Below are 13,339 nucleotides of genomic sequence, written 5' to 3' on the forward strand. Positions count from 1 at the left end.
CTCACCTCCCCTGCAATGCGGCGGCGATGACGGCGCGGCCGATGGGTGCTGCCACCGAACCGCCGGTGGCGGCGAGGGCTCGATCTCCGCCGTCCTCGACGATGACGGCGATGGCGACCTTGGGGTCCTTCGCCGGTGCGAATCCGATGTACCACGCGTGGGGCGGGGTGTTGCGAGGATCCGAACCATGTTCTGCGGTACCGGTTTTCGACGCGATCTGCACCCCGGGGATCTTGCCTTCCCCGCTGGTGTTGTTCTCGGAACCGATCATCAGATCGGTCAGGGTCGAGGCCGTATCGGGGCTGATCGCCTCACCCATCGATTGGGGTTGGTAACTGGACAGGTCCGACAGGTCGGGAGACTGCAACTGCTGCACCAGGTTCGGGGCCATCCGTACACCGCCGTTGGCGACGGTCGCGGCAATGACGGCGTCCTGCAGCGGGGTCAGCGCCACGTCGCGCTGACCGATGCTGGACTGGCCGAGAGCCGCGTCGTCGTCGATCGATCCGATGGTGCTGTCGGCGACGGTGAGCGGGATGCTGGTGTCCTCTCCGATACCGAACTTGGCGGCGGTCTCGCGCATCTTGTCGGCACCGGTGTCGATGCCCAGTTCGACGAAGGCGGTGTTGCACGACCGTGCGAATGCCTCACGTAGCGAGGCGGTCTGACCGCCTCCGCACGTCGAACCGTTGTAGTTCTCGAGCGTCGTCGACGTTCCCGGAAGGGTGATGTTCGACGCGGCCGTGAGTTGATCGTCCGGAGTGGCACCCGCCTGGAGCGCAGCGGCGGTCGTGATGACCTTGAACGTCGATCCCGGTGGGTAGGTCTGCGAGATCGCGCGGTTCACCAGCGGCTTGCCCGGATCGTCGCTCAGGTTCTCCCAGGCGGTCGACGTGGTGCTGCCGTCGTGGCTGGCCAGCAGGTTGGGGTCGTAGCTCGGTGTGCTGGCCATGGCGAGAATGTTGCCGGTGGCGGGGTCGAGGGCCACGACGGAGCCGGTGTATCCCTTGGCGGTCAGCTGGTCGTACGCCACCTGTTGGACGACCGGGTCGATGGTGGTGACGACGTTGCCGCCGCGGGGATCACGGCCGGAGATGAGGTCGAACAGGCGTCCGCCGAACAACCGGTCGTCGGATCCGTTGAGTACCGGGTCCTCGGCGCGTTCGAGACCGGTGCTTGAGTACAGCATCGAATAGAAGCCGGTGATCGGAGCGTTGGCCTGCGGGCTCGCGGGGGAGATCGAATTCTGCGGGTACGTGCGCAGGTATTTGTAGCGATCGTCGGTGGCAACCGACGATGCGAGAACCTGGCCACCGGCCGAGATCTGACCGCGCTGACGTGAGTACTCGTCGAGCAGAACGCGGGAGTTCCGTGGGTCGGTGCGCAGGTCGTCGGCCTTGATGACCTGAACGTAGGTCGCGTTGGCGAGCAGGGCGACCACCATCACCATGATGGCGATGGAGACGCGGCGTAGGGGAGTATTCATGCGCGCTTCACCATTTCGGTCGGCGCCTCGGCGATCGGGGCGGCCACAGCGGGCTTCTTCTTGGGGGTCGCAGGCTCACGCGCTGCGTCGGAGATCTTGATCAGCAAGGCGACCAACAGGTAGTTCGCCAGCAACGAGGATCCTCCGTACGACATGTACGGGGTGGTCAGACCGGTCAGCGGGATGAGTTTGGTGACGCCGCCGACGACGACGAACAGCTGCACGGCGACGGTGAACGAGAGCCCGGCGGCGAGCAACTTGCCGAAGCTGTCTCGGACGGCGAGCGCAGTACGCATTCCGCGAATGACGAACAGCAGATACAGGATCAGCACTGCGGCCAAACCGATGAGGCCGAGTTCCTCGCCGACGGTGGCGATGATGAAGTCGGTCTTGGGGAACGGAACCTGCGACGGGCGACCGCTGCCGAGGCCGGTGCCGGCGAGCCCACCGGTGGCCAGACCGAACAGCGACTGGGAAATCTGGTAGCCGGTGTCGTTGTAGTCCGCGAACGGGTCCAGCCAGGTCAGTGTCCGCACGCGCACGTGGCTGAACGCCTGGTAGGCGAAGAAGAATCCGACCATCAGCAGACCGCTGCCGATGATGATCCAGCCGACACGTTCGGTGGCGATGTAGATCATCACCAGAACGGTGCTGAAGATCAGCAGCGACGTGCCCAGGTCCTTCTCGAACACGAGCACCGCGACCGAGACGATCCACACGACGATGATGGGCCCGAGATCGCGAGCGCGCGGGAAGTCCATGCCGAGCCAGTGTTTGCCTGCCGTGGTGAACAGTTCGCGCTTGGACACCAGCAGTGACGCGAAGAAGATCAGCAGCAGAATCTTGGCGAATTCACCGGGCTGCAAACTGAAGCCGGGCAACCGAATCCAGATCTTGGATCCGTTGACCTCGGAGAACGCCGACGGCAGCAGCGCGGGAATGGCGAGAAGGATCAAGCCGGCCAGGCCGAGGGTGTACCCGTAGCGAGCCAGGGTGCGGTAATCGCGCAGCAGCACCAGCAGTGCCACGAAGCCGGCGATGGCCAGCGTCGTCCACAGCACCTGCTGGTTGGCGTCGGGCGAGGGAATGGGGTTGCCGAGGTACTGCGCCTGTTGCTGATCGGCCAGGTCCAGTCGATGGATCAGCACCAGGCCGAGACCGTTGAGCAGCGCGACGATCGGCAGCAGCAGCGGATCCGCATAGGGGGCGAACCGTCGTACGGCCAAGTGCGCCACCGTCACCAGTGAGAGGTAGGCCAGCGCGTACTTGGCCAGGTCCCAGGTGATCGTTTGTTCCTGGCTGGCTTCGACGAGGATCAACGAGATGGTGGTGATCAGGACCGCGGCACCGAGCAGCAGCAATTCGACATTGCGACGATTCGACTGGATCGGTGCGGGAGCGAACCCACCGGGAGGACTCGGAAAGGAGCCTCCTGCGGACGGATTGGAACTCATCGAGTACCGGTCCTGCAGTTCTGGCCTGGGATCTGCGCGACGGTCGGTGTCGGCACGGCGGTAGTGGTCGGGGCAGCTTCCGGAACGGGCTCCGGCGCGGGCGGAGGCAACGGCACTCCGGGGGGCGCGATGATCGGCGTCGTCGGGGCGGGTGCGGCCGTGGTGGTCACTGCCGGCTCGGTCTCGCAGACCTCCAGTAGGTCTCCCGAGGCCAACCGTTGCACCTGACCGCGGGCGTCGTCGAGAGAGCCCGACGGGAGTCCTGCGGTCACCTGCTCGCGCGCGGCCGGCAACAGGTCGTCGATCTCGAACGGGACGCAATCGGCCGGCGCGGCGTCGGGTGCGGTCAGTGTGACGCCACCGTTGTCGTCGAGGCAGCCGATCAATTCCACGCTCTGCAGCGAGTACCCGAGAACGGAACCGGGGAGACCGCGCAGCACGGTGACCTTGCTGTTGTCGGCACCGACGTAGTAATTGCCCTTGATCACCGAATTGGCAACCACTACACCGATTCCGGCCAACACGATCAGGGTCAGCGCGATCAGCGACCACCGCAGTTTGTGCGACTTCTTCTCCGGTGTCACCACAGGGGCGGTCACGCGCTTGGGCGTCGTGCGCGGGGGACGCATGGCGGCGGCGCGGCCCGCTGCAGTGTTCGGCGGCGGAGCGTCTTCTTCGTCCTCGGTGCTGGCTGCGCCGCCGAGAATCGGGTGGCTCTGGCCGTAGTCGAGGTCGATGACGTCTGCGACGACGACGGTGACGTTGTCGGGACCGCCGCTGCGCAGGGCTAGTTCGATGAGGCGGTCGGCGCACGGCCCGGTCTCGCCCTCGGCGAGGGTGTTCTCGATTGTTTCGTCGCTCACGACGTCCGACAAACCGTCGGAGCACAACAGGTAGCGGTCGCCGGCACGGACCTCGCGGACGGTGAGCGTCGGCTCGATCTCGTTACCGGTCAGCGCCCTCATGATCAGTGAGCGTTGCGGGTGCGTGTGCGCCTGTTCGGCGGTGATGCGGCCTTCGTCGACCAGTGACTGGACGAACGTATCGTCGCGGGTGATCTGAGTGAGCGAGCCGTCGCGCAGCATGTAGGCACGCGAGTCACCGATGTGCACCAGACCCATTCGCTTGCCCGCGAACAGGATTGCGGTCAGCGTGGTTCCCATGCCGTCGAGTTCGGGCTCGTCTTCCACCTGGTCGGCGATGGAGGCGTTGCCCTCGCGGGTGGCGGCTTCGAGTTTGCCGAGCAGATCCTCGCCCGGTTCGTCGTCGTCGAGGTGCGCCAGCGCGGCGATCATCAATTGCGAGGCCACTTCGCCTGCGGCGTGACCGCCCATGCCGTCGGCCAGAGCCAACAGTCGCGCACCTGCGTAGACGGAGTCCTCGTTGTTGGAGCGAACGAGACCGCGATCGCTTCGGGCGGCGTAGCGGAGAACAAGGGTCACGGGCGCAACTCGATCACGGTCTTGCCGACGCGAACCGGAGTTCCCAGTGGAACGCGTACAGCGGTGGTGACCTTGGCTCGATCGAGGTAGGTGCCGTTGGTCGAGCCCAGGTCTTCGACGTACCAATCTCCGCCGCGAGGCGAGAGGCGAGCGTGCCTGGTGGACGAATAGTCGTCTGTCAGAACGAGAGTCGAATCGTCTGCGCGTCCGATCAGAACCGGCTGAGTGCCGAGCGAGATGCGCGTGCCGGCGAGGCCGCCCTGGGTCACCACGAGGTACTTCGCCACCTTCTGCTTGTTGAACGACGGGAGCACCTTCGAGCCACCGGAGTAGCGGGCGGGCACACGCATACCGGCTGCGGCATAGATGTCACTGCGCAGCGTCCGAAGAACGGCCCAGACGAAGAACCACAACAGGAGTAGGAAACCTGCCCTGGTCAGTTGCAGAATCAATCCCTGCACGACGATTCACCTCCTCCTTCGCGATCGGACCTGCATCCCCCACAATCCGACGCGGCGGCGCGACAGACATGGTTGTCTCGCAGCATCATAGGGTGCAGTCGCTCGTGTGGACGACATACGGGTGGGCGAACCTGCGAGTCGAGGAGACGAACATCTCGGTCGGCCGGGCCACTCCGGTGATCAGACGATCCGGACCAGAATCTCGGAGTGACCGGCGCGGATGACGTCGCCGTCGGCCAGTTGCCAATCCTGGACGGGTGCACCGTTGACGGTGGTTCCGTTGGTGGATCCTAGATCGGACAGCATGGCCACTCGGCCGTCCCAGCGAATCTCGATGTGTCGGCGTGACACCCCGGTGTCGGGGAGGCGGAACTGGGCGTCCTGGCCGCGCCCGATGATGTTCTGGCCGTCCCGGAGCTGGAAGTAGCGGCCGCTGCCGTCCTCGAGCTGAAGGGTCGCGGCGAGCGCCTGGGGCTGACCTGCGTAGGACGCCGGCTGGTCGTAGCCGTAGCCGTCCCCGCGATCACCGGCACCCTGGGGGTAGCCGCGGCCGTAGGGCGCTTGGGCGGGCGGGTAGTCGTAGGCGGGCTGCTGGTAGCCCTGCTGTGGGTAACCGGCACCCTGCGGCTCGGCATAGCGGCCGGCGGGCTCGCCGTACGCCTGCTCCTGATAGGGAGCCTCGCTGTAGGCACCGCCCTGCTCGCCACCGTTGTAGTCGTAACCGGCACCGTTGTAGCCCTGCGCGTCGTAACCCTGGGCGTTGTAGCCCTGAGCGTCGTAACCCTGCGCGTTGTAGCCCGCTCGGTCGTAGCCCTGGGCGTCGTAACCCTGCTCCTGACCGTTGGGTGCTCCGTAGGCCTGGTCGTATCCCTGCTCCGGGCCGCCGGCGGCGCTGTAGGCCTGGCCGTGCTGGGCGTACGGCTGCTCGTCGTAGCCCTGGTTCTCGTAGCCCTGGGCGTTGTACGGCTGCTGGTCGTAGCGCTGATCTCGATCGGCGGGCGCGTAACCCTGCGCGTCGTATCCGTTCTGCTCACGCGCCGCGTAGCGGGGATCCTGGCCACCGGCGTATCCGTTGCGCGCGCGCGGATCCGGACGATGTCCGTCCGCGGGGTCGCGCTGCGGGTCGTAGCCTGGGTTCTGCGTCATGTGGCCGGCTCCTGGTATCGACATCGGTGGGGCAGTCGGTCGCTGCGTGGCTGAAGGGACGGGACGGGCTGGCTGTGCCGACGCGTTCTGCTGAACAGAGCTGTTCTGCGCAGCAATCGCCGATCGTCCCACATCGGGATCGACCGAGCCACTGGCCCGGAACTGTCCGGTGTGAAGGGTGGGCGACGGTTCGAAGCGAACCACCACGTCACCGTAGGTCTGCCAGCCCTGATCACGGATGTAATCGTCCAGGTGACGCGAGAAAGCCTTGACCGTGAGCTCGCGATCACCGGCAAGTTCCTCGTGATCCGAGCTGTTGATCGTGATCACGTAGTTGTTGGGTGCCAGGTAATGACCGCCGTCCAAGGGGCGAACGAGATCGGACGCCTCCTGTTGCAGCGCCGCCTCGACTTCGGCCGGTACGACGCCGCCGCCGAACACGCGGGCGAAGACGTCGCCGACAGCGCTCTGCAGCTTGCGTTCGAAACGCTGAACGATGCCCATCGTGACCCCTCCTCTCACTGTGTTCTTCCACCCTGTGGTGCCTGTTGCCTACAACGGTGCGACGGCCGCGTGTCATCACGAAGTCGCGCTGCAAGCATGATATACGGTGCGGCCGACAGCAACGCTGTGCCGCCGGTTGCTCGGGGCAGCTCGAGACGGCGATTTTCGAGCACGGCGGGGTGCGTGTTAGTGTTCTCGCCGTCACCCGGGCGGGTGGCGGAATGGCAGACGCGCTGGCTTCAGGTGCCAGTGTCCTTCGGGACGTGGGGGTTCAAGTCCCCCTCCGCCCACCACACTGGCCGCAGCTGATCTCGATCGCTGCGGCCAGTAGTTTCTTCGAACCCCGGCGTGTGAGCGCGGGTGATGCCTTACATTCGTGTAGTTCGACAACGATGTCGACGTGTCGATGCAGAGCCGGATTCCGGACCCCGTCGATTCGGTGGAAAATCGCAGGTGAGAGCCCGAAGTAGGCTTACCTTATTTGCGAGAGCACCCTGGTACTGACTTATCGTTCGTAATTGGATCGGCCTCACCACGGCCTGATCCGTCGAGACCTTCACTTTTCTACCACGAGCCCACCCGCCCGTGCAGAGGAAAGCGTGGAAGATCGACAGGTGCTGCTTCAACGGCGAGGACGCACCGCAGGCCGTTCGAGCAGCCGGTTACACCACACCGTCGCCGACGAGTTTCAAGGCTGGACTTATCCGAAGGCTAGGTATGAAGCACACTCCGGGCCCGCAAGGCCTCTACGATCCCGTCAACGAACACGACTCCTGTGGTGTCGCATTCGTGGTGGACATGCACGGTCGCCGCAGTCGCGACATCGTCGAGAAGGCGATCACCGCACTGGTCAACCTCGAGCACCGCGGTGCCGCGGGCTCCGAACCGAACACCGGCGACGGTGCGGGCATTCTGATCCAGGTACCGGACGCGTTCTTCCGCGCCGTCGTAGATTTCGAGCTCCCCGCACCCGGTGCCTACGCAACAGGTGTCGCATTCCTGCCGCAGGGCCGCAGCGACGCCGCACGCGCGTGCGAGGGTGTCGAGCGCATCGTCGAGAGCGAAGGCATGACCGTCCTCGGATGGCGTGAGGTCCCCACCGACGACTCCTCCTTGGGCGCGTTGGCGCGCGACGCGATGCCGACGTTCCGTCAGTTGTTCTTCTCCGCTCCCGACGCGGCGATCACCGACCTCGAACTCGAGCGTCGTGCCTTCGTCATTCGCAAGCGCGTCGAACACGAGTTGGGTGAAGAGGGCGCAGGCAAGGACGGCCCCGGTCGCGAGACCGTGTACTTCCCGTCACTGTCCTCGCAGACGTTCGTCTACAAGGGCATGCTGACCACGCCCCAGCTCAAGGGCTTCTACCTCGACCTGCAGGACGAGCGCGTCGAAAGTGCACTGGGACTCGTGCATTCGCGTTTCTCGACCAACACGTTTCCGTCGTGGCCGTTGGCCCACCCGTTCCGCCGGGTCGCACACAACGGTGAGATCAACACCGCGACCGGCAACGAGAACTGGATGCGCGCCCGCGAGGCCCTCATCACCTCCGACGTGTTCGGTGGCTCGGAAGCGCTCGAGAAGATCTTCCCCGTCGTCACCCACGGAGCCAGTGACACAGCACGTTTCGACGAGGTGCTCGAACTGCTGCACCTCGGCGGCCGCAGCCTGCCGCATGCCGTGCTGATGATGATTCCCGAGGCCTGGGAGCGGCACGAATCCATGGACCCCGCGCGTCGGGCGTTCTACAAGTACCACTCCTCGTTGATGGAGCCCTGGGACGGACCGGCCTCGGTGTGCTTCACCGACGGCACCGTCATCGGCGCAGTTCTGGACCGCAACGGTCTTCGCCCCAGCCGCCTGTGGGTCACCGACGACGGCTTGGTCGTCATGGCTTCCGAGGTCGGCGTGCTGGACATCGACCCGTCCAAGGTCGTCCGCAAGGTGCGTCTGCAGCCGGGCCGGATGTTCCTGGTGGACACCGCACAGGGCCGCATCGTCTCCGACGACGAGATCAAGGACGAGCTCGCCGCCGAACACCCTTACCAGCAGTGGCTCGACGAGGGCCTGACGTCGATCGACGATCTACCCGAGCGGCCGCACGTGCACATGCCGCACGATCGCGTGCTGATCCGCCAGCAGATCTTCGGATACACCACCGAGGAACTGAACGTGCTGGTCTCGCCGATGGCGAAGTCCGGTGCCGAGGCCATCGGTTCGATGGGTACCGATACCCCGATCGCCGTGCTGTCGGCACGTCCGCGGATGTTGTTCGACTACTTCTCGCAGCTGTTCGCCCAGGTCACCAACCCGCCGCTCGACGCGATCCGTGAAGAGATCGTCACCAGCCTCGGCGGCACCATCGGTCCCGAGGGTGATCTGCTCAACCCGGGTGCCGACGGCTGCAAGCAGATCGTGCTACCCCAGCCGATCCTGCACAACGACGACCTCGCCAAGCTCGTCCACATCAACGACGAGGGCACGCAGGAAGAGCTGCGCTCGGTGGTCGTGCGTGGCCTGTACCCGGTTGCCGAGGGTGGTGAAGGTCTCCGAAAGGCGTTGGAGGCCATCCGCGCTCAGGTTTCCGCTGCCATTTCGGGCGGGGCGCGGATCATCGTGCTCTCCGACCGAGAGTCCAGTGAGAAGCTCGCTCCGATTCCGTCCCTGCTCCTCACCTCGGCAGTGCACCACCATCTCGTTCGTGAGAAGACCCGCACCAAGGTCGGTCTGATCATCGAAGCCGGTGACGCCCGCGAGGTCCACCACATGGCTCTGCTCATCGGATTCGGTGCGGCAGCGGTCAATCCGTACATGGCCTTCGAGTCGATCGAGGACATGATCGAGCGCGGTGCCCTCACCGGCATCGACTTCGACAAGGCCGTCGGCAACTACATCAAGGCCGCAGGCAAGGGCGTGCTGAAGGTGATGTCCAAGATGGGCATCTCGACTCTCGCGTCGTACACCGGAGCCCAGCTGTTCCAGGTCATCGGCCTGTCGCAGGAACTGGTCGACGAGTACTTCACCGGGCTCAACAGCCATCTCGGCGGTATCGATCTCGATCAGGTCGCCGACGACGTCGCAGCGCGACATGGCGTCGCGTACCTCGACAACCGTCAGGAACGCGCACACCGTGAGCTCGAGACGGGCGGCGAGTACCAGTGGCGTCGGGAAGGGGAGTACCACCTCTTCAACCCCGACACCGTCTTCAAGCTGCAGCACTCCACCCGCACCGGTCAGTACGACATCTTCAAGGAATACACGAAGATGGTCGACGACCAGTCCGAGCGGCTCGCGTCGCTGCGCGGTCTGTTCCGCTTCAAGACCGAAGAGCGACAGGCGATTTCGATCGACGAGGTCGAGCCGGCCAGCGAGATCGTCAAGCGTTTCTCCACGGGTGCGATGAGCTACGGCTCCATCTCGGCCGAGGCGCACGAGACCCTCGCCATTGCCATGAACCGTCTCGGCGGGCGCTCGAATTCCGGTGAGGGCGGCGAGGACGTTTCGCGCTTCGAGCCGGACGAGAACGGCGATTGGCGACGCAGTGCCATCAAGCAGGTCGCGTCGGGACGTTTCGGCGTCACCTCGCACTACTTGACGAACTGCACCGACATCCAGATCAAGATGGCGCAGGGAGCCAAGCCCGGTGAGGGCGGCCAGCTTCCGGCTCACAAGGTGTACCCGTGGGTCGCCGAGGTTCGGCACTCGACGCCGGGTGTCGGTCTGATCTCGCCGCCGCCGCACCACGACATCTACTCGATCGAGGATCTGGCGCAGCTGATCCACGACCTGAAGAACGCGAACCCGTCGGCTCGTATTCACGTCAAGCTGGTCTCCGAGGTCGGAGTCGGCACCGTTGCGGCGGGTGTGTCCAAGGCACACGCCGACGTGGTGCTCATCTCGGGCCACGACGGCGGCACCGGCGCGACGCCGTTGACGTCGGTCAAGCACGCAGGTGGACCGTGGGAGCTCGGCTTGGCCGAGACCCAGCAGACGTTGCTGCTCAACGGTCTTCGCGATCGCATCGTCGTGCAGGTGGACGGCCAGCTCAAGACCGGCCGCGACGTCATGGTCGCTGCTCTGCTCGGCGGCGAGGAGTTCGGTTTCGCCACCGCTCCGCTCGTCGTGTCGGGCTGCATCATGATGCGCGTCTGCCACCTCGATACCTGCCCCGTCGGTGTTGCGACACAGAACCCGTTGCTGCGCAAGCGTTTTGCGGGCAAGCCCGAGTTCGTCGAGAACTTCTTCATGTTCATCGCCGAAGAGGTGCGTGAGCTCATGGCCGAGCTCGGCTTCCGCACGCTCGACGAAGCCGTCGGCCAGGTCGGTCTACTCGACACGACCGCGGCCAAGGAGCACTGGAAGGCGTCGAAGCTCGATCTGTCGCCGATCCTCGAAGAGGTCGAATCGGCGTTCATGAACCAGAACCTGTACAACACAGGCGTTCAGGATCACGGTCTCGACAAGGCCCTCGATCAGCAGCTCATCTCGGCCAGCCGCAATGCGTTGGACAAGGGCGAGAAGGTCGCGTTCGAGTCCAAGATCACCAACGTCAACCGCACCGTCGGCACGATGCTCGGACACGAGGTGACCAAGGCCTACGGCGGCGTCGGCCTGCCGGACGACACCATCGAGATCACGTTCACCGGCTCGGCCGGCAACAGTTTCGGTGCGTTCGTGCCCTCCGGTATGACGTTGCGCCTCAACGGTGACGCCAACGACTTCGTCGGCAAGGGCTTGTCCGGTGGACATCTCGTGCTGCGGCCGTCGCTGAACGCTCCGAAGGGATTCGTGGCCGAGGACAACATCATCGGCGGCAACGTGTTCCTGTTCGGTGCCACCAGCGGTGAAGCCCTGATCCGCGGCGTCGTCGGCGAGCGGTTCGCGGTTCGTAACTCCGGTGCCGTTGCTGTCGTCGAAGGCGTCGGCGATCACGGCTGCGAGTACATGACCGGCGGCAAGGTCGTCATCCTCGGCACGACGGGACGAAACTTCGGTGCCGGCATGTCCGGCGGCGTCGCGTTCATCTTCGATCCGAACAAGACGTTCGAGGCCAACCTCAACACCGAGCTGGTCGACATCGACGAGCTCGAGGGCGACGAATTCACCTGGTTGAAGGACATCGTCACTCGTCACCAGGAGCAGACCGGCTCCGAGGTGGCCGAGCGGATCCTCGCGGATTGGTCACAGCAGGTGAACCATTTCGTGAAGGTCATGCCTCGCGACTACAAGAAGGTACTGCTGGCCATCTCCGAAGCCGAGAAGAACGGCGCGGACGTGGACGAAGCGATCATGGAGGCAGCTCGTGGGTGACCCACAGGGATTTTTGAAGAACACGGTTCGCGAAGTACCCAAGCGGCGGCCCGTCGATCTGCGCCTGATGGACTGGAAAGAGGTCTACGAGGACTTCTCGAAGGACACTCTGCGCACCCAGGCCAGCCGATGCATGGACTGTGGCATTCCGTTCTGCCACAACGGTTGTCCCCTCGGGAACCTGATTCCCGAGTGGAACGACCTGGTGTTCAAGGACCGCTGGCGCGACAGCATCGATCGCCTGCACGCCACCAACAACTTTCCGGAATTCACCGGACGGTTGTGCCCCGCTCCGTGCGAGGCGGCGTGTGTCCTGGGCATCAACCAGGATCCGGTGACCATCAAGCAGGTCGAGGTCGAGATCATCGACAAGGCCTTCGAGGAAGGCTGGGTCACGCCGGTCTACCCGACGCACCTGACCGGTAAGACCGTCGCCGTCGTCGGCTCCGGACCCGCGGGACTTGCTGCAGCGCAGCAGCTCACCCGCGCCGGCCACACCGTCACGGTGTTCGAGCGTGCCGATCGCATCGGCGGATTGCTGCGCTACGGCATTCCCGAGTTCAAGATGGAGAAGCGCCACATCGATCGTCGGCTCGCGCAGATGGAGGCCGAGGGCACCGTCTTCCGCACGGGTGTCGATGTGGGCGTGGACATCTCGGCCGACGAACTGCGTGAGCAGTTCGACGCCGTCGTCCTCTCCGGCGGTGCCACCGCCTGGCGCGACCTGCCCATCGAGGGCCGCGAACTCGACGGCATCTACCAGGCCATGGAGTTCCTGCCGCACGCCAACCGCGTCCAGCAGGGCGACTTCGCTGCGCCACCCGTCAGTGCCGAGGGCAAGAAGGTCGTCATCATCGGCGGCGGCGACACCGGAGCCGACTGCCTGGGCACCTCGCACCGTCAGGGCGCGGCAAGCGTCCACCAGTTCGAGATCATGGCGCGTCCGCCCGAGGAGCGTGCCACCTCCACCCCGTGGCCGACGTACCCGCTGATGTACCGCGTCGCGTCCGCACACGAAGAAGGCGGCGAGCGCGTCTTCTCCGTCAACACCGAGCGTTTCGTCGGTGAGAACGGCAAGGTCACCGCACTCGAAGCCTGCGAGGTCGAATTCAAGGCCGGCAAGTTCGAGAAGATCGAAGGCAGCGAGTTCACCCTCGAAGCCGATCTCGTGCTCCTCGCCATGGGCTTCGTCGGGCCCGACAAGGGCGGTCTGCTGACCGACCTGGGCGTCGACTTCAACCAGCGCGGAAACGTCGAACGCACCAACGAGTGGGTCACCAACGTGCCCGGCGTCTTCGTCGCCGGAGACATGGGCCGCGGCCAGTCGCTCATCGTGTGGGCCATTGCCGAGGGCCGCTCCTGCGCGGCCGCCGTCGACACCTTCCTGCAGGGAGCAACCGCGCTGCCGTCGCCGATCGTGCCCACCCAGGCGCCGCAGCGGTAGATATTTTCCGACGCACCCCCTCGGGATCAATGTCCCTTTGTTGCACTCTGAGCGACTGAAAGCCGCATTGATCCCGACGGGCGGCGACCGATCCC

Annotated in this window: 7 protein-coding genes and 1 tRNA gene; 3 read left to right on the forward strand and 5 right to left on the reverse strand. The window is 65.1% G+C overall.

Annotation, left to right across the window (positions count from 1 at the left end):
* Position 1: 1 nt before the first annotated feature.
* The 5 genes from CH285_RS25805 to CH285_RS25825 all read right to left on the reverse strand — a co-directional run bounded on the left by CH285_RS25805 (position 2) and on the right by CH285_RS25825 (position 6,493).
* A complete protein-coding gene (locus tag CH285_RS25805; protein ID WP_032373395.1) occupies positions 2-1,486 on the reverse strand; it encodes a peptidoglycan D,D-transpeptidase FtsI family protein in 1,485 nt (494 codons plus the stop codon).
* Positions 1,483-2,940, reverse strand: coding sequence for an FtsW/RodA/SpoVE family cell cycle protein (locus CH285_RS25810; protein ID WP_094642763.1), 1,458 nt, complete (start codon positions 2,938-2,940; stop codon positions 1,483-1,485). The genes CH285_RS25805 and CH285_RS25810 overlap by 4 nt, the downstream gene beginning before the upstream one ends.
* On the reverse strand, positions 2,937-4,382 hold the full coding sequence (locus CH285_RS25815) for a PP2C family protein-serine/threonine phosphatase (RefSeq protein WP_032385262.1): 1,446 nt from the start codon (positions 4,380-4,382) through the stop codon (positions 2,937-2,939). The genes CH285_RS25810 and CH285_RS25815 overlap by 4 nt, the downstream gene beginning before the upstream one ends.
* A complete protein-coding gene (locus CH285_RS25820; protein WP_027494977.1) occupies positions 4,379-4,843 on the reverse strand; it encodes an FHA domain-containing protein FhaB/FipA in 465 nt (154 codons plus the stop codon). Before CH285_RS25820 ends, CH285_RS25815 begins: the two co-directional genes overlap by 4 nt.
* A 180-nt stretch (positions 4,844-5,023) precedes the next feature.
* Complete coding sequence (locus CH285_RS25825) at positions 5,024-6,493, reverse strand: DUF3662 and FHA domain-containing protein (RefSeq protein WP_032381889.1); 1,470 nt, start codon at positions 6,491-6,493, stop codon at positions 5,024-5,026.
* A gap of 207 nt (positions 6,494-6,700) precedes the next feature.
* Here CH285_RS25825 and CH285_RS25830 point away from each other — a divergent pair.
* The 3 genes from CH285_RS25830 to CH285_RS25840 all read left to right on the forward strand — a co-directional run bounded on the left by CH285_RS25830 (position 6,701) and on the right by CH285_RS25840 (position 13,244).
* Positions 6,701-6,786 (forward strand) — tRNA-Leu (locus CH285_RS25830).
* A 424-nt stretch (positions 6,787-7,210) separates the two neighbouring features.
* Positions 7,211-11,800: a glutamate synthase large subunit gene (gltB, locus tag CH285_RS25835; protein ID WP_032385264.1), complete on the forward strand. Its 4,590-nt coding sequence runs from the start codon at positions 7,211-7,213 to the stop codon at positions 11,798-11,800.
* Entirely contained in the window at positions 11,793-13,244 is a 1,452-nt protein-coding gene (locus tag CH285_RS25840) for a glutamate synthase subunit beta (protein ID WP_094642764.1), read from the forward strand. The genes gltB and CH285_RS25840 overlap by 8 nt, the downstream gene beginning before the upstream one ends.
* Positions 13,245-13,339 lie beyond the last annotated feature (95 nt).

Origin of the sequence: Rhodococcus sp. 05-2256-B1 (assembly GCF_002258465.1) — a bacterium.
GTDB classification, from domain to species: domain Bacteria; phylum Actinomycetota; class Actinomycetes; order Mycobacteriales; family Mycobacteriaceae; genus Rhodococcoides; species Rhodococcoides fascians.